Source organism: Pseudoalteromonas sp. MM17-2, from assembly GCF_022347945.1.
GTDB lineage: Bacteria > Pseudomonadota > Gammaproteobacteria > Enterobacterales > Alteromonadaceae > Pseudoalteromonas > Pseudoalteromonas ruthenica.
This window is the reverse complement of sequence record NZ_JAKRFV010000024.1, coordinates 23,370-41,708: the sequence shown is the minus strand read 5'-3', so window position 1 is coordinate 41,708 and position 18,339 is coordinate 23,370. Positions and strand designations below refer to the sequence as shown.

The 18,339-nt window shown below is 47.1% G+C and carries 13 protein-coding genes; 8 read left to right on the top strand and 5 right to left on the bottom strand.

Annotated features, from left to right (window positions below; genetic code table 11):
* Positions 1 to 93: 93 nt before the first annotated feature.
* Positions 94 to 1,098, top strand: a complete 1,005-nt coding sequence (gene hemH, locus MHM93_RS16780; protein ID WP_239449921.1) for a ferrochelatase — start codon at positions 94 to 96, stop codon at positions 1,096 to 1,098.
* A 52-nt stretch (positions 1,099 to 1,150) separates the two neighbouring features.
* Here hemH and tpx read toward each other — a convergent pair whose 3' ends face one another.
* Positions 1,151 to 1,738: a thiol peroxidase gene (tpx, locus tag MHM93_RS16775; protein ID WP_239449919.1), complete on the bottom strand. Its 588-nt coding sequence runs from the start codon at positions 1,736 to 1,738 to the stop codon at positions 1,151 to 1,153.
* 213 nt (positions 1,739 to 1,951) lie between these two features.
* Between tpx and MHM93_RS16770 the strand changes: the two genes are divergently transcribed.
* Positions 1,952 to 2,956 carry a response regulator gene (locus MHM93_RS16770; RefSeq protein ID WP_022946159.1) on the top strand — a complete coding sequence of 335 codons (1,005 nt, stop codon included), beginning with the start codon at positions 1,952 to 1,954 and terminating at the stop codon, positions 2,954 to 2,956.
* Positions 2,957 to 2,959: 3 nt separating this feature from the next.
* The gene (locus MHM93_RS16765; protein WP_239449918.1) at positions 2,960 to 3,925 is read left to right on the top strand and encodes a diguanylate cyclase; all 966 of its coding nucleotides are present in this window, start codon (positions 2,960 to 2,962) and stop codon (positions 3,923 to 3,925) included.
* On the opposite strand, the gene MHM93_RS16760 is transcribed toward MHM93_RS16765, so the two are convergent.
* The 4 genes from MHM93_RS16760 to MHM93_RS16745 all read right to left on the bottom strand — a co-directional run bounded on the left by MHM93_RS16760 (position 3,926) and on the right by MHM93_RS16745 (position 9,504).
* Complete coding sequence (locus MHM93_RS16760) at positions 3,926 to 5,434, bottom strand: SpoVR family protein (protein WP_045980311.1); 1,509 nt, start codon at positions 5,432 to 5,434, stop codon at positions 3,926 to 3,928. It lies immediately after the preceding gene.
* A gap of 15 nt (positions 5,435 to 5,449) precedes the next feature.
* Positions 5,450 to 6,736: a YeaH/YhbH family protein gene (locus MHM93_RS16755; protein WP_022946162.1), complete on the bottom strand. Its 1,287-nt coding sequence runs from the start codon at positions 6,734 to 6,736 to the stop codon at positions 5,450 to 5,452.
* 29 nt (positions 6,737 to 6,765) lie between these two features.
* A complete protein-coding gene (locus tag MHM93_RS16750; protein WP_022946163.1) occupies positions 6,766 to 8,688 on the bottom strand; it encodes a PrkA family serine protein kinase in 1,923 nt (640 codons plus the stop codon).
* A gap of 231 nt (positions 8,689 to 8,919) precedes the next feature.
* A complete protein-coding gene (locus MHM93_RS16745; RefSeq protein ID WP_022946164.1) occupies positions 8,920 to 9,504 on the bottom strand; it encodes a Fe-Mn family superoxide dismutase in 585 nt (194 codons plus the stop codon).
* Positions 9,505 to 9,858: 354 nt separating this feature from the next.
* On the opposite strand from MHM93_RS16745, the gene MHM93_RS16740 reads away from it, so the two are divergent.
* From MHM93_RS16740 to MHM93_RS16720, 5 genes are all read left to right on the top strand, one after another.
* A complete protein-coding gene (locus MHM93_RS16740; protein WP_022946165.1) occupies positions 9,859 to 10,197 on the top strand; it encodes a Grx4 family monothiol glutaredoxin in 339 nt (112 codons plus the stop codon).
* A 194-nt stretch (positions 10,198 to 10,391) separates the two neighbouring features.
* Positions 10,392 to 11,306 (top strand): transporter substrate-binding domain-containing protein, encoded by a 915-nt coding sequence (locus tag MHM93_RS16735; protein ID WP_239449917.1) that lies wholly within the window; start codon positions 10,392 to 10,394, stop codon positions 11,304 to 11,306.
* Between the two features lie 338 nt (positions 11,307 to 11,644).
* Complete coding sequence (gltB, locus tag MHM93_RS16730; protein WP_239449916.1) at positions 11,645 to 16,102, top strand: glutamate synthase large subunit; 4,458 nt, start codon at positions 11,645 to 11,647, stop codon at positions 16,100 to 16,102.
* Positions 16,103 to 16,110: 8 nt separating this feature from the next.
* Positions 16,111 to 17,526, top strand: coding sequence for an FAD-dependent oxidoreductase (locus tag MHM93_RS16725; protein ID WP_239384245.1), 1,416 nt, complete (start codon positions 16,111 to 16,113; stop codon positions 17,524 to 17,526).
* A gap of 141 nt (positions 17,527 to 17,667) precedes the next feature.
* Positions 17,668 to 18,276 (top strand): LysE family translocator, encoded by a 609-nt coding sequence (locus MHM93_RS16720; RefSeq protein ID WP_239449915.1) that lies wholly within the window; start codon positions 17,668 to 17,670, stop codon positions 18,274 to 18,276.
* Positions 18,277 to 18,339: the final 63 nt, after the last annotated feature.

The following is an 18,339-nucleotide window of genomic DNA, read 5'->3' as shown; positions in this document are numbered from 1 at the left end:
CTAAAAAAACCGCCTTCAGGCGGTTTTTTTTGATCTTAGCGATTGTTTTCAAAGTATAATCACTTTTAATTTAGCGTTTAGGACTTCATTGCTATGTCACTTGCTTTATCGCAAAGCGCCAGCCGCTACGGGGTGCTGTTAGTTAATCTTGGTACCCCTGATGCGCCCACGTCAAAAGCCGTTCGTGTATATTTGCGCGAGTTTTTATCCGACACTCGCGTCGTTGAGATACCGCCAGCTGTGTGGTTTTTTATTCTCAATGGCATCATTCTTCCTATTCGCTCGCCCAAGGTGGCTAAAGCATACGCATCAATATGGCAGGAGCAAGGCTCGCCGCTGCGTGCAATTACTGAGCAACAAAGCATTGCCTTACGCCAGCACTTAGAACAAGGGACGGGAGAGGCCATTCATGTCGACTATGCCATGACCTATGGCAATCCCAGCATCGCTAGCCGCATTAAAGATATGCAGGCGCGCGGCATCGACAAAATAGCGGTGTTGCCACTGTATCCGCAGTACTCTGCGACAACCACGGCTGCGGTATTCGATAAGCTGATGGCGCATCTAAAAACCGTGCGTAACTTACCGGAAATTCGTTTCCTTAAGCACTACTACGAGAAGCCTAGCTATATTAATGCATTGGCGCAATCTATTGCCGATTACCGCACTCAGCATGGCGAGGCGGATAAACTGATTTTCTCTTTTCATGGCATCCCTAAGCGCTGTGTTAAAAAAGGCGATCCTTACTTTGAGCATTGCCAGGCTACAGCGCAAGATACAGCAGCCAAGTTGGGGCTCAGTGATGAGCAATGGATGATGACCTTCCAATCGCGTTTTGGTGCTGAAGAGTGGTTAAAACCCTATACCGATGAAACTTTGGAAGCGTTGCCAGAGCAAGGGGTGAAAACAGTGCAGGTGGTTTGCCCGGCTTTTGCTGCAGACTGCTTAGAAACCTTGGAAGAGATTTCCGTGGAAAACGCCGAAGTGTTTAAAGAGGCGGGAGGCGAGAGCCTAGACTATATTCCCGCGCTTAATGATAGCGAGGCTCATATCGCTTTACTGGCTGAGCTAGCCCAGCAGCAATTGCAGAATTGGTAATACGAAAGGCGCCATGTAAGGCGCCTTTTTACTATCACCAATAAAACCGAATCTATAAGCTATTCAGTGCTCTGATCGCATGATCGTAATTAGGCTCTTTGGATAGGTCGCTAACAAGTTGTTTGTAGATGACTTTGTGGTCTTTATCCAACACCAATACCGCGCGACTAAGCAAGCCCATATCTTTGATAAGTAAACCATACTGCTCACCAAAATCTCGCCATACTGCATCTGAGAGAGTATCTAGCTTGTCAATTCCCTCTGCGGCGCAATAACGTTTTTGCGCAAAAGGTAAATCAGTGCTGACAGTTAACATAGCGACTTGAGGGAATTCGCTGGCCACTTTTTCATTGAAGTGCTTTGTTTGAATACTGCATACGCCAGTGTCTAAGCTCGGAACTACACTCAATAGGACTGCTTTGCCTTGGTAGTCATTTAAGCTGCGTGGTTCAAATTGGGCATTCACGGTACGAAAATCTGGTGCGGCATCACCCACTTTGACTCCTTTGCCTAACAGGGTGACAGGCTTTCCTTGGGCTGTGACTTTACCAGCATCAATGGTATTGATAGTCTCGCTTTGCTGAGCTAGCGCCACAGTGCTGCAGGTCAACAGGGTGCACAGTGCTAATTTCTTAAACATAACGCTCTCTTTTCTAGTTTCTGCAAAATCCTATGAACTATTATATCTATACGCCAGTACAAAAGGATATAGCGGTGATGGATATTTAAATTGTGTTTATTGTTATCTTTTATTAACATTAATACAGGCTAGTTTGCGATCAACAATAATAACAACGCATTCCGATACGACTAACCACCATTCAACGATCATGCGAGTGAGGTACTGCCTGTCATGAAAACACCAGTGTTAATTTGTGATGACTCCACAGTTGCTCGCAGGCAGTTAGCCCGATCCCTACCCGAAGATTGGGAAATAAAACTGGAATACGCCGTCAACGGCGAAGACTGCCTAGACAAATTGCAGTCATTCTCACCGGAAATCTTGTTTCTCGACCTCAACATGCCAGGCATGGATGGTTATCAAGTCTTGCAGGCTATCAAAGAGCGTAATATTCAGGTGCTCGTTGTGGTGGTCTCTGGTGATATCCAACCGACAGCGCACGAGCGTGTCCTAGCGCTTGGTGCGATTGATTTCATTGCTAAACCGTGCGATGCCAGCAAATTAGAGCAAATTATTGATCAGCACGGTATAAAAGATAAGGCGGCGCGCCAACGTTTAGCCTTGCAGCTCGGGGAACAGCTTGATCCGGATATTCGTGACATTTACCAAGAGATCACCAATGTAGCGATGGGGCAAGCGGGTGACTTGCTCGCGCGGCTACTTAATGTATTCGTGAAGCTGCCCATTCCTAATGTAAACGTACTTGAAGTGAATGAGCTGGCAATGGCACTTCGCTCAATCGACCAAAATGCGGCAACTTCAGGCATCTGTCAGGGCTTTATTGGCGGGGGGATCTCGGGCGAGGCGTTATTATTGCTTAATGACTCCAGCTTTAAAGAAATTGCGTCACTGATGAATTACGAGGGAGAGATCACCGATGCGGTAGAGCTCGAACTATTAATGGATGTCAGCAATATTTTAGTGGGCTCGGTACTTACCGGCTTAGCGAAGCAGCTCGATGTGGGTTTTTCCCAAGGCCACCCTGTGGTGCTCGGTCAGCATCGTGAAGTTGAAGAATTGGTCTCGGCCAACCGCTCGCGTTGGCAACGTACATTGGCGATAGAAATCAGCTATGGAATCGAGGACCACGATATAAATTGCGACCTCATGTTGTTGTTCACAGAAGATTCCCTGAAAACTCTCAAATACAAAGTCGAATACCTATTGGAAGATTAATTTATGCCTGCAGCTGATTTTAATATGCACGAAATACACTGGCTCATGGACATGTTCAATACTGTGGATGTGGGCCTTGTGGTATTGGATCGCAAATACCGGGTGTGCATATGGAATGGCTTTATGGAGAATCACTCTGGGCTGCTGCCTAGTGCGGTGAAAGACAAAGACTTATTCGACTTGTTCCCCAGCATTGATGAAAAGTGGTTTCGAACCAAAACCGAGTCAGTGTTTGTACTGAAAAATCGCTCATTCACTATTTGGGAGCAAAAACCCTATATTTTTCGCTTTAAGAACTACCGTCCCATCACTGGTAAAGCGAGTCATATGTACCAAAATGCGACCTTCATCCCGTTAACCAGTACCACCGGAGATGTGACTCACGTATGCATCATTATTTATGATGTAACTGACGAGGCAGTGAATAAAATCGAATTGGAAGAAGCCAATCGCATGCTCGAGCAAATCAGTCGCACTGACGGGTTAACGCAATTACCTAATCGCAGCTTTTGGGAAGAAAGTCTGCAAAAAGAGTTTAAGCGTGTGAGTCGCTCACAAGGGCATGATAGCTTGTTAATGCTAGATATCGATCACTTTAAAAATATCAATGACAGCCATGGCCATGCGGCAGGAGATGAGGCGTTAAGACACATAGCCAACATTATAAGCAACACCTTACGCGAAAGTGACATGGCTGGGCGTTATGGCGGTGAAGAGTTTGCTATTACTTTATATGATACAGATGCAGAAGGCGCCAAAGTATTTGCCGAGCGCTTGCGGGCACAGGTTGAAAGTTCGCAAGTGGTTGTTGACGAGGAAGTCATTAAAATGACTATTAGTGTGGGTATCGCTCAGTACGACAGCGCTTTTGAGCAACATGAGCAGTGGGTCGCCGCAGCAGACAAAGCGCTGTACAAGTCAAAACAAGAAGGGCGAAACCGCATTTCTATCGCTAACAACGGCGCTTAATTAAGCGTCGCTGTTTTGCGCTGCAGGGCACTGACTGAGCAGTTGGGTGCTGCCATCTTGTTGCTCTTGCTCTAACCTCACTGCAAACCCCCACAACCGATATAGGTGCTTCATCACCTCATCGCTTGAGTCCGCTAAAGGAATCGATTGATGTGGTACGTAACGTAAAGTTAAAGAACGATCTCCTCTAATATCAACATCATAAATCTGAATATTGGGCTCATGGTTACTGAGGTTGTACTGCGCTGAAAGGGTTTCCCTAATGGCTTGGTAACCCGCTTCATCGTGAATAGCCCCGACTTCCAAGTGAGGTTGTTGAGCATCATCAACGATGGAGAACAGTTTGAACTCCCGCATCATACGAGGAGAAAGGAATTGACTGATGAAGCTCTCATCTTTGAAGTTTTGCATGGCAAAATGCAGGGTCTCCAGCCAGTCACTGCCAGCATACTCAGGAAACCATTGTTTATCCTCATCCGTTGGGTTTTCGCAGATTCGGCGAATATCCGTCATCATATTAAACCCTAAGGCGTAAGGGTTAATCCCCGAGTAGTAGTTACTGTTGTAGGGAGGTTGATACACCACATTAGTGTGGCTTTGCAGTACTTCGAGCATAAAGCCGTCGGTGACCTTTCCTTCATCATACAGGTGATTAAGTATGGTGTAATGCCAAAAAGTAGCCCAGCCTTCATTCATTACTTGGGTTTGTTTTTGTGGATAAAAGTACTGCGAGATTTTGCGTACAATACGCACAATTTCTCGTTGCCACGGTTCCAGTAAAGGCGCATTTTTTTCGATGAAATAAAGAATATTTTCTTGCGGCTCACGAGGAAAACGCTCGCGCTTTTGTTTGCTGTGCGACTCAGCCTCTGGAATTGTGCGCCATAACTCATTAACCTGAGACTGTAAGTAGTCTGCTCGCTCTTTCTGTCGTCTCTTTTCTTCGAACAAAGAGATTTGCTGTGGCCTTTTATAGCGATCCACACCGTAATTCATTAGCGCATGGCAGGAGTCGAGAATATTCTCCACTTCATCAATACCGTATTTTTGCTCGCATTCGGCAATGTAGTTTTTGGCAAAGAGTAAATAGTCAATAATGGAACCGGCATCCGTCCAGGTTTTAAACAGATAGTTACCCTTAAAAAATGAGTTGTGGCCATAGCAGGCATGAGCCATGACTAGGGCCTGCATCGGCATGGTGTTTTCTTCCATCAGGTATGCGATACAAGGGTTCGAGTTAATCACAATCTCATAGGCCAGTCCCATTTGTCCGCGCTTATAGTTTTGCTCAGTTTGGATAAATTTCTTACCATACGACCAATGGTTGTAGCCAATAGGCATACCGACACTGGAGTACGCATCCATCATTTGCTCAGCGGTGATCACTTCAATTTGGTTCGGGTAAGTATCAAGCTTATAGTGTTGTGCAACGCGTTTTATTTCGTCGCGGTATTGCTCAAGCAAATCAAAGGTCCAATCTGGACCATCACTTAATGGCTTTCGAGTCATAATCGCCCCTCATTACTAGGCGCTACGCGCCGTTTTGTTGGCGTTTTTCTTAAATAGCTCTCGGAAAATAGGATAAATATCATCAACAGCACGAATGTGCTCTATGGCAAAGTTGCCGAATTGAGCCGCGAGTTGCTCATATTCTCGCCACAAGCTTTGGTGTGCACGATTGGTGATTTCGACATAGGCATAGTATCGCACCATGGGTAAGATTTTGTTGCTCAACAAATCGGCGCATTGCGGTGAATCATCTGCCCAGTTGTCGCCATCGGACGCCTGCGCTGCGTAGATATTCCATTCACTGGATGCGTATCGCTCACTCACTATTTGATGCATCAGTTTTAATGCGCTGGAGACAATGGTGCCGCCAGTCTCTTGCGAGTAAAAAAACTCTTGTTCGTCGACCTCCTTGGCTTGAGTATGATGGCGGATATACACCACCTCAATGTTTTCATAGCTGCGGGTAAGAAATAGGTAGAGAAGAATATAAAAGCGTTTCGCCATATCTTTGGTGGCTTGATCCATCGAGCCAGAGACATCCATAAGGCAAAACATAACGGCCTTAGAAGTGGGGTGCGGACGCTTTTCGTAGTTGCGAAAGCGTAAGTCGTAATTATCAATAAAAGGCACCGCAGATATTTTTCGCTCAAGCACTTCTATCTGCTCAAGGAGCGCGTTAATTTTGGTCTGCTCTGGTACGGGGGCATGCTCAAGTTCAACCAATTGCGCTTTTAGTTCAGCGAGCTCGCGTCGCTTTGCTGCGGTCATCGCCACTCTTCGGGCAAGTGAACCTTGTAAAGAACGAACAATATCAATATTGCTTGGCATGCCATCGCTGCAAAAACCAGCGCGGTGCGTTTTCATTTGTACCAGCTTATCGACACTGGTTTCTTGTAAGTTCGGTAGTTCTAAATCTTCAAATAATAAGTCTAGATACTCATCCTTTGAAATTGAGAATACAAACTCATCTTGCCCTTCGCCTTGATCGCTGGCTTCGCCCTCGCCAGCGCCGCCGCCTTGACCCTGCGGCGGGCGTTTTATTTTATCGCCTTTATTAAATTGGTCGTTGCCCGGGTGCACCTGCTCACGATGCCCCCCGCGACCTTGATGAAAAAAAGGCTCCTTGATGTCTTTGGCGGGGATAGAAATGCTTTCCCCGCTAGAGACATCAGTAACACTGCGTTTATTTATCGCGTCTGAAACGGCTTCTTTAATTTGCTTTTTATAGCGGCGAATAAAGCGCTGTCTGTTTAACGTGCTTTTATTCTTGCCGTTCAGGCGCCTATCGATAAAGTGCGCCATAAAACCTCCCTCAACTCACTACGTGCTGGTTACTGCGATTTGCGAACGCGCAAATACCACTCAGACAGTAAGCGCACTTGTTTCTGGGTGTAGCCTTTTTCAACCATTCGGTTAACGAAGTCTTCGTGTTTTTTCTGATCCTCTGCTGATGTCTTGGTATTAAATGAGATAACCGGCAGTAAGTCCTCGGTGTTGGAGAACATTTTTTTCTCAATCACGGTGCGCAGTTTCTCGTAGCTAGTCCAAAGCGGGTTCTTACCATTGTTGTGAGCGCGCGCTCGTAAAACAAAATTAACGATCTCGTTGCGGAAGTCTTTGGGGTTAGAAATACCCGCAGGTTTTTCGATTTTCTCCAGTTCAGCATTGAGTGCGGCGCGGTCGAATAACTGCCCGGTGTCAGGGTCGCGGTATTCTTGATCTTGGATCCAAAAGTCGGCATAGGTGACGTAGCGATCGAAAATATTTTGCCCGTACTCGGAGTACGACTCTAAATAAGCTGTTTGTAGCTCTTTACCGATAAATTCTACATATTGAGGGATCAGGTAGCCTTTTAAGTGCGACAAGTAACGTTCTTGCACTTCGGCGCTGTATTGCTCCCGCTCTATCTGCTGTTCCAATACATAGAAAAGGTGGACCGGGTTGGCAGCTACTTCACTGTGATCAAAGTTAAATACGCGCGACAAGATTTTAAATGCAAAGCGGGTTGATAACCCAGTCATGCCCTCGTCGACGCCGGCATAGTCGCGGTACTCTTGGTAGGATTTGGCTTTAGGGTCGGTATCTTTCAGGCTTTCACCATCGTAGACCCGCATTTTTGAGTAAATGCTGGAGTTTTCAGGCTCTTTTAGCCGCGATAACACCGAGAACTTCGCTAAGGTTTCTAAGGTGCCTGGAGCACACGGAGCGTCGCTTAGCTCGCTGTTGTGCAGTAACTTATCGTAGATTTTTACCTCTTCAGTGACGCGTAAGCAATACGGCACTTTCACGATGTAAACCCTGTCTAAAAAGGCTTCATTATTCTTATTATTTTTAAACGTTTGCCACTCTGATTCATTTGAGTGGGCCAAAATAATGCCATTGAAGGGCAGGGCGGAAATCCCCTCAGTACCGTTGTAGTTGCCTTCTTGGGTGGCAGTTAGCAGCGGATGCAGTACTTTAATGGGCGCTTTGAACATTTCGACGAATTCCATCAAGCCTTGGTTGGCAAGACATAAAGCGCCTGAGTATGCGTACGCATCTGGATCGTTTTGCGCGTAATGTTCAAGTTTACGAATATCAACTTTACCCACTAGGGCGGAGATATCTTGGTTGTTTTCATCACCAGGCTCAGTTTTGGCAATGGCCACTTGATTTAAAATAGAGGGGTAGCGCTTTACCACCTTAAATTGACTGATGTCACCATTGTATTCTTTTAATCTTTTCGCTGCCCAAGGCGACATGATGGTACGCAAATAACGCTTTTTAATGCCGTATTCTTTTTCTAGCAGTTCGCCGTCTTCAATGGCATTAAAAAGGCTCAGGGGGTGATCATTCACCGGTGAGCCTTTAAGACAGTAAATAGGCACTTGTTGCATCAAGTACTTAAGCTTTTCAGCAATCGATGATTTACCACCGCCTACAGGGCCAAGCAAGTATAATACTTGTTTACACTCCTCTAGGCCTTGTGCGGCGTGTTTTAGGTAGGAAACAATCTGCTCAATGGCATCTTCCATACCATAAAACTCATTGAAGGCGGGGTATCTTGGTACAACTCGGTTAGAGAAAAGCCGACTTAACACCGCATCTTGCGATGTATCGACCATTTCTGGCTCGCCTATGGCTGTTAGCAGGCGCTCTGGTGCCGTGACATAGGCTGTCTTGTCTTTTTTGCACAGCTCTAGAAACTCGCTAATGCTGTACTCTTCTTCCTGGGATGCTTCAAATCGTGATTGATAATGCTCGAAAATTGTCATACCGACCTCCAAGTTACCCGAAGCTGAGATGAAAGGGTGGAAAGATGCGACTCGGTACTTAAAGCGTAGACAGTAAAGTGAAATTTTGCGAAATATATTAGGAATTTAGTTATTCATATTTAGCGCTATGAACAGCCACAAAAAAGCCGCATGAGCATGGTGCGCATACGGCTTTTATCAACTTAGAACAAGCAGGTGAAAAAATTTCACCTATTTATATCAGCGGTTAAATTAAGCGCTGAAGTTCTGGTTTGCGAAGTCCCAGTTTACTAGTGACCAGAAGCCTTTAAGGTAATCTGGACGTACGTTGCGGTAGTCAATGTAGTAAGCATGTTCCCAAAGGTCAACGGTCAGAATTGGAGTTACGCCTTGCTCAGTTAGAGGCGTAGCTGCATTTGATGTGTTAACGATATCCAATGAACCGTCTGCCGTTTTAACTAGCCAAGTCCAGCTCGAACCGAAGTTGTTTACTGCTTTGTCATTGAATGCTTCTTGGAACGCTTCAAAAGAGCCCCATTTAGCGTTAATCGCATCGGCTACAGCGCCGGTTGGTGCACCACCACCGTTTGGAGAAAGGCTGTGCCAGTAGAACGTGTGGTTCCAGATCTGAGCAGCATTATTGAAAACACCGCCTTCAGATGAGCATACGATTTCTTCGAGAGATTTACCTTCGAAATCAGTACCAGCAATAAGGCCATTTAGCTTTTGCACGTAGGTGTTGTGGTGTTTACCGTGGTGATACTCAAGCGTCTCTTGAGAGATATGTGGCTCTAATGCATTGATTTCGTATGGTAGTGACGGTAGTTCAAATGCCATGTTTTTCTCCATCTATCATTATTTGAAAAAAGGGCAAGCAGCTGCGCGCGGACTGCGCAAAGTGTACTGAATGCCATTATAGTGGTACTATAATTCCTGAGTATTTTACTCAAGTTTTAGCAAACAGCAACGCCAAAACGGCGACAAGTGCCTGATCCTGCGTTTACAGTAGACGTCTTATACGACGATTTTGCTACATCAGAGCAAAAAATATCGTGGTTGCCTTCATCACCGTCATGCTACGGTATCAACAGCGCGCTGTTTGCTTTAAAATTACTGCTAACGATAGACATTGTGGTCAAAGTGATGGATTTCAACACTTACCGTCACATTTAACAGAAATTGAGGTTGTACATGGAAACCGTTGAAAAGATTAAACAGCAAATTGCTGAAAATCCCATTCTGCTTTATATGAAAGGCTCTCCAAAACTACCAAGCTGTGGCTTTTCTTCTCAAGCAGCGCAAGCGATGATTTCTTGCGGCGAGCAGTTTGCTTATGTTGATATCCTACAAAACCCGGATATTCGTGCTGAGTTACCAAAATATGCGAACTGGCCAACTTTTCCGCAGTTATGGGTGGAAGGTGAGTTAGTCGGTGGTTGCGACATTATTATTGAGATGTTCCAACGCGGCGAGTTGCAGCCTCTCATTGAGCAAACAGCGGCAAAGTACAAAGACGCTGATAGCGAATAAGAGTAAAAAAGCCAGGTTCTCCTGGCTTTTTTATTAACAGTTGAGCCCTGTTCAGAGGCTTTGACTGATACCATCGAGCAGCAACGCATTTCTCACTAAAAAAGCAATTTTTCGAATCCCTCGGTAAAAACTTTCTATCTTCACATCTTCGGTTAAACTTTGTTATTAATAGCAGTTTATTGGGCGTGCCTTGTATGTTCATGCTTTATATTCGTATGACCGTTTTAATTTTGGCAGTGGCCTTACTCCCCGCTAGCTACTCCTACGCGCAGCGTCAATCTATTACGATTGACTATCAAGTAAATGATGTAACCATGAGTTACACAGGTTTTTGGCGTGGCAGCACCTTTATTGTCGATGCGGGGCTTGAGCGTAATGTGATCGTCGCGACGCTTGATTGGCCTCCTTACTTGGGGCGTAATCAATGCCAGGGGGGCTGGCTATTGCATTACATGGCGGCATTGCTATCGCAGGCTGGGTATAACCCTGAGTTCAGGTTTTTGCCTTGGGCCCGGGCGGTGCGCATGACTGAATTGGGTCATGCGGACATTTTGGCTCCTGAGTATGAAATAGAATCATCCGCGCCCTCAGATGTCATTCCTGGCAGCACGCGGCTTAATCACCTCGCATTATCCTCAGCACTTGCGCATGCACCGGTGCATTATGTGGCTGCAGCTGACAGTGCTATCACCCGGGCCCCACAAGTATCGGAATTGCCCAATTACTCTCTTGGTATCGTTCGTGGCTATCAAAATGCCCCCCAGGTAGACCAAGTGATCGACAGTGGCCAAGTCATTGTTCAGCAAGCTATAGATGATGCGCAAAACCTTAACTTAGTGGTTAACGGGCGCGTTAACCTCATTATTGGCGATCCCTTGGTATTACATACCGTTGCCAGTACAAACGGTATTGACCGTGCTGCCTACCGAGTATTGCAACCAAGCATAACCAATCAGCCATTGTATTTTGCGCTATCGAAAACGCGCCCACAGTGGCAAGTGTTGATGCAAGATATCAATCAAACCATTCCTGTTGCCAGTGCTCAGCAACTGCGCCAACAACTCACTGAGCGTATTGACGAGCACTGTGCGGCTCAGGGAGTACATTAAGGTGAATTTTTATTCGCAAAATGAATAATTATTCACATATACCCCATCTTTACGTTAACGTAAACGTCCGTTTTTAGGCTCGCTATTTACACGGTTTGTAAATATGACACTGGTGTCATATAAAAAATAACGAGTATAAATAGTAAAAATACCTCTATATCCCCTTGCTTCGCATATGTTTACAAAGCGTGAAAAATATTCAAGAATGTGAATATGTATTCATAATTTCATTGACACTCTGTTTGCAAAGCGTTAGCGTTGACGGTCTGCTAGGCCGCCTGTGAGGGTTGCTTGCAACGCGGTTAGCACGCAGTAGCAAGGGGGAGAGGAGTCCGCAAATGTTATATGACTCAGCATTAGAAAAAGATAATTGTGGCTTTGGCTTGATAGCCCAAGTCAATGGGCAAGCCAGCCATAAGTTGATTCGCACCGCGATCACGGGTCTTGCCCGTATGGAACACCGGGGTGGTATTTCTGCAGACGGTAAAACCGGTGATGGTTGTGGCTTGCTGATGCAAAAGCCAGACAGCTTTTTTCGAGCTGTAGCCAAAGAAAACAACTGGTTACTGGGCAAGAACTATGCTGTGGGAATGGTTTTCCTAAGCCAAGATCCGGTTCAAGCCGAAGCGGCAAAACGCGTTATCACCAAAGAATTAGAACAAGAAACACTGACCCTACAAGGGTGGCGTGAAGTGCCGACCGATACCAGTTACTTAGGCGATATTGCCTTAAAGCAATTGCCACAGTTTATGCAGGTTTTTGTCAGCGCCCCGGAAGGATGGCGACCAAAAGATTTGGAACGTCGGCTGTACATTGCCCGCCGACGTATCGAAAAACAGTTAGAACAGGATAAGGATTTTTACATTGCTAGCCTGTCTGGGTTAGTCACTGTATATAAAGGCCTGATGATGCCAGAGGACTTGCCAAATTTTTATCTCGATTTGGCAGATATCCGCATGACCTCGGCAATTTGTGTTTTTCACCAACGTTTTTCCACCAATACCCAGCCGCGATGGCCTCTAGCACAGCCGTTCCGCTATTTGGCTCATAACGGTGAAATCAACACCATAACGGGCAATCGACAATGGGCTCGGGCCCGTGCTTATAAGTTTTCCTCGCCACTGCTGCCTGATTTGCAAAGTGCCGCCCCTTTTGTCAACGAGAGTGGCTCAGACTCCTCAAGCTTGGACAACATGCTGGAGTTGTTTTTAGCTGGGGGGATGGACTTGTTCCGCGCGATGCGCATGTTAGTGCCACCGGCATGGCAAAAGAACCGAGCGATGGATGATGATCTGCGCGCATTTTATGATTTCAACTCTATGCATATGGAGCCTTGGGATGGACCAGCGGGCATTGTGATGTCCGATGGTCGCTTTGCGGCATGTAACCTCGACCGTAACGGCTTGAGACCTGCTCGCTATGTGGTAACCCAAGACGGGTTTATCACCTTGGCTTCAGAGGTCGGGATTTGGGATTATGCCGCCGATGAGGTGGTGGAGAAGGGCCGTGTTGGTCCTGGTGAACTGATGGTGGTTGATACCTTGCATGGCAAGGTATGGCACTCAGGGGAGATCGATCAAGACCTCAAAGCAAGGCATCCTTACAAACAATGGCTGGAGCAAAACGTTAAGCGCCTCACGCCTTTTGAGAAGCTGACCGACAAAGAAGCCGGTAACCGTTCGTTTGATGCTGATACGCTACTGATTTACCAGAAAATGTTTGCCTACACCAATGAGGAGTTGGACCAGGTCATTCGGGTAATGGGTGAAAATGGCCAAGAAGCCACCGGCTCAATGGGTGATGACACGCCATTTGCGGTACTTTCTGAGGGCCATCGCTCCTTATATGATTATTTTCGACAAAAGTTTGCTCAGGTCACGAATCCGCCTATCGATCCACTGCGGGAAAACCATGTCATGTCACTAACGACCTGCATTGGCCGTGAGCAAAATGTTTTCAATGAGACCACAGGACACGCTAAGCGCTTGCAATTTGATTCGCCAGTGCTGATGTACTCGGATATGGTGCAGCTGCGCAGTGCCAATGATGAGCACTATAGCCACAGCCAAGTGGACCTAAACTACACCAGTGATGAGACCTTAGAGCAGGCGTTGGAACGCGTTTGTGATGAAGCGCAGCGTAAGGCTGAAGAAGGCGCGGTGATGGTGATTTTAACCGACCGCCATATTACCCAAGACAGCCTGCCTATTCCGGCGGCAATGGCCGTTGGCGCGGTTCAGCAACGTTTAGTGAATAACGACTTGCGTTGTGACACTAACATAATTATCGAAACTGCAAGCGCACGCGATCCTCATCATTTCGCGGTGTTACTTGGTTTTGGTGCAACTGCTATTTACCCCTACCTCGCCTATGAGTCGCTAGTGGCGATGAGCGACAACAAGGTGATCGACAAGAGCTACCGCGAAGTGACGCTGTCTTATCGCAATGCTATCAACAAAGGGTTGTTTAAGATTATGTCGAAAATGGGGATCAGTACCATTTCGTCATACCGGTGCTCTATGTTGTTCGAAGCGGTGGGGCTATCCGATAAAGTGGTCGAGCTATGCTTTAAAGGCGTGGCGAGTCGTATCGCTGGTGCCTGTTTTGAGGATTTTGAGCACGACCAAGGCAAGTTGCGCAAACTGGCATTTAGTGCACGTAAACTGCTCTCCCATGGTGGGCTGTTAAAATACGTTCATGGCGGCGAATATCACGCTTATAACCCCGATGTGATCCAAACACTGCAAACCGCAGTGCGCTCAGGAGACTATGCGGACTATCAACGTTATGCGGCACTGGTAAACAATCGTCCCATCACTAATTTGCGCGATATGCTCGCGCTGCGCAGTGATACTAAGGCCATTAGTGTCGATGATGTTGAGCCGGCAGAGGCGCTTTATCAGCGTTTTGATTCTGCCGCCATGAGTATCGGCGCTTTATCGCCAGAAGCGCATGAAGCTCTGGCAATTGCGATGAACCGCTTAGGCGGGTGTTCTAACTCGGGCGAGGGTGGCGAGGACAAGCTGCGCTTTGGTACCGAGAAAAATTCACGTATTAAACAAGTGGCATCAGGACGCTTTGGCGTCACTCCGCACTATCTGCGCAGTGCTGATGTTATCCAAATCAAAGTCGCCCAAGGCGCTAAGCCTGGCGAGGGAGGCCAGCTGCCCGGTGAGAAGGTCACACCTTATATCGCAAAACTTCGGTATTCGGTACCAGGTGTGACCTTAATTTCACCTCCACCACACCACGATATTTACTCTATTGAGGATTTGGCGCAGCTGATATTCGACCTCAAGCAGGTGAATCCAAGTGCAATGATCTCGGTTAAGTTGGTGTCAGAGCCAGGGGTCGGCACCATTGCTACCGGTGTGGCCAAAGCTTACGCTGACCTTATCACCATAGCCGGGTACGACGGTGGTACCGGGGCCAGCCCGCTGACATCAGTGAAGTATGCGGGTAGCCCGTGGGAGTTAGGGTTAGCGGAAACGCAGCAAGCCTTAGTCGAAAATGGCTTGCGTCATCGCATTCGTTTGCAAACAGACGGCGGTTTAAAAACCGGCCTAGATATCATTAAGGCGGCCATTCTCGGCGCTGAAAGCTTTGGTTTTGGCACCGGACCTATGGTGGCTCTGGGGTGTAAATACCTACGTATTTGTCACCTCAATAACTGCGCAACCGGTGTAGCGACGCAAGACGAGACGTTACGGGCCAAGCATTATCATGGCTTGCCTGAGATGGCGATGAACTACTTTAGGTTTATTGCCCAAGAAGCGCGAGAAATCATGGCATCGCTGGGCGTCACGCGGTTAGTGGATTTAATTGGTCGTACCGAATTACTCGAAGCCATCGAGGGCAAAACGCCGAAACAGCAAAAAGTCGACCTCAGCCATTTATTGGAGAAGCCCAATAATATCAGCGGTGAGACCTTATACTGCTCGGTTCACAATACTTCGCATTATACGGGGCGCTTGAATGAGGAGCTACTCGATAAAGCCAAGGAGGCCATTGATAACTTATCGGGTTTAAATTTGGTGAGCCGCATCAATAACACCGATCGTTCCATTGGGGGCATGCTTTCCGGCTATATTGCCTCGAAGCACGGTAACCAGGGTATGGCCGCTGATCCAATTCGTCTTGAGCTACATGGCACCGCCGGGCAATCTTTTGGTGTGTTTAATGCCGGTGGTCTCGAGATGACCCTTATTGGCGATGCCAATGATTATGTCGGTAAAGGCATGGCCGGTGGGCGTTTAGTCGTTCGCCCACCAATGGGCTCATGTTTCCAATCGCACCAAGCGGCAATTATTGGCAATACCTGCCTATATGGTGCAACTGGGGGTCATTTATATGCTGCTGGTTGTGCTGGCGAGCGCTTTGGCGTGCGTAACTCCGGCGTCACTGCTGTGGTTGAAGGCTTAGGAGATAATGGCTGCGAATACATGACCGGCGGCGTCGTATGTGTGCTTGGTAAGGTTGGGGTCAACTTTGGTGCGGGGATGACAGGTGGTTTTGCCTATGTACTCGACGAAGCCCAAGACTTTGATAAACGCATCAACCCCGAGCTGGTGGAAATTGTCGAACTAGACAACTTAGTAACACATCATGAGCACCTCCGTGGATTGATAGCTGAACACTTAGAACTCACCGGTTCGCAGCGAGCCGAGGCTATTCTTGCTAGCTTTGATCTGTATCTACCGCTGTTTAAGTTGGTGAAACCAAGATCCAGTGATGTGCAGAGTTTATTGGGCCACCGCGCCCGTAGTAGCGCGGAGTTGCGCGTACAGGCGCAATAGGAGGAAGTATGAGTCAGAATGTTTATCAATTTATTGACGTGCAGCGCGTGGACCCAAGGAAAAAGCCTATCTCCACACGCAAGCAGCAGTTTGTCGAGATTTACGAACCATTTTCGCAAAACCAAGTCGACTCTCAGGCGGATCGCTGCTTGGATTGCGGCAACCCCTATTGCGAGTGGCAGTGCCCGGTTCATAATTACATCCCGCAGTGGCTAAAGCTGATCCGCACTGGACGTATACTCGAGGCAGCAGAGCTGTCTCACCGCACCAATAGCCTGCCAGAGGTGTGTGGTCGAGTATGCCCGCAAGACCGTCTTTGTGAAGGCGCTTGTACGCTCAATGAAGACTTTGGTGCAGTGACTATAGGGAATATAGAAAAATATATCACCGATACCGCGTTTGCTATGGGCTGGAAGCCTGATATGAAGCACGTGGTGTGGACTGATAAAAAAGTCGCCATTATAGGTGCTGGCCCCGCTGGCTTGGGGTGTGCTGATGTATTGGTACGCAATGGCGTTAAGCCGGTGGTATTTGACCGTCACCCGGAAATCGGGGGGTTGCTAACCTTTGGTATTCCTTCTTTCAAGCTCGAAAAAGAAGTAATGCAGCGTCGTCGTGAAATCTTCACCGAGATGGGAGTGGAGTTTCAACTGAATACCGAAATAGGCAAAGATATTGAATTGCAAAGTATTATTGATCAATACGATGCAGTTTTTTTAGGTGTTGGCACATACCAAAGCATGCGCGGCAATTTAGCCAATGAGGATGCCGAAGGCGTCTATGACGCATTACCATTTTTAATTGGTAATACTAATCGCGTGATGGGCTATGACGAAAGCCAAACGCCTTTTGTTGATATGCAAGGCAAGCGCGTTGTCGTGCTCGGCGGTGGAGACACCGCGATGGATTGTGTGCGTACCTCGGTGCGTCAACAGGCAAACCATGTGATCTGTGCCTATCGTCGCGATGAAGAAAATATGCCGGGCTCAAAGCGCGAGGTGAAAAACGCCAAAGAAGAAGGCGTGGAATTTATGTTCAACGTGCAACCCAAAGGTATTGAGGTGAATGAACAAGGCATCGTCACCGGTGTGAAAATGATAAAAACCCAACTCGCAGAGGCGGATGAAAATGGTCGTCGCCGCGCTGAAGAAGTTGCGGGCTCTGAACATGTCGTGGCCGCTGACGCCGTGCTCATGGCTTTTGGCTTCAAACCCCACAAGATGGAGTGGTTATCGCCGTTTGGTGTCGAAATCAATAGTTGGGGTGGGATCACTGCGCCTGAGCAAGGCGAATATACTCACCAAACGACTAATCCAAAGATTTTCGCTGGTGGTGACGCGGTACGAGGCTCAGATCTGGTAGTCACCGCGATCTTTGAAGGTCGAAACGCCGCTGAGGGCATCATGGATTACCTCGAGGTATAGAGTTCTTTTCTGGGAAAATCAAAGCGGGCCCTTGTTGGCCCGTTTTTTTATAGCCAACAGTGACTGAAAGAGGATAAGCTAAAAACCGCTCAACCGGTTTTTCATCCGTAAGTGAAAATGATGACAGGGAGGTAAGGAGCTATGGAATATGTGTTAGCGGTGACTCTGTTTGCCATTTCGGCTTCCATCACCCCAGGACCCAACAATATTTTAGTGATGACTTCTGGCGTTAACTTTGGCGTTAAGCGTAGTCTGCCGTTACTGACAGGCATTTGCGTGGGCTTTGCTGTTATGTTGTTGCTTGTCGGCCTAGGATTTTCTTATGTGTTTAGCAGATACCCAAGCCTGCACTTTGTCATAAAGTGTTTAGGTGTTCTTTATTTACTTTACCTTGCGTTCGTTATTGCTTTTTCATCCGCTGCCATTGAGGGGAAGGAGCAGCATCGACCTTTATCATTTATCAATGGTGCGTTATTTCAATGGGTTAATGGTAAAGCTTGGGTTGTTGCTAGCGGCGCTATTGCCGCTTTTACGAGTGTTGGAGGGGAATTTAGTAGCGACAATATTGTTATCGTCCTGACTTTCTTATTGGTGTCATTTCCCTGCGTTGGCGTGTGGCTAATGTTCGGTTCAATGCTTAAAAATCTACTTAACACCGCAAACAGACGTCGCTGGTTTAACCTGACGATGGCATTGTTACTGGTGTTATCGGTGATACCTGTGCTCAAGGAAATAGTAACAGCACTTTAGTGCACAGACTCAATCCATAAGACCGTACACTGGCTAAAGTCGAGTTGTTGGTGCTCTGAGCGC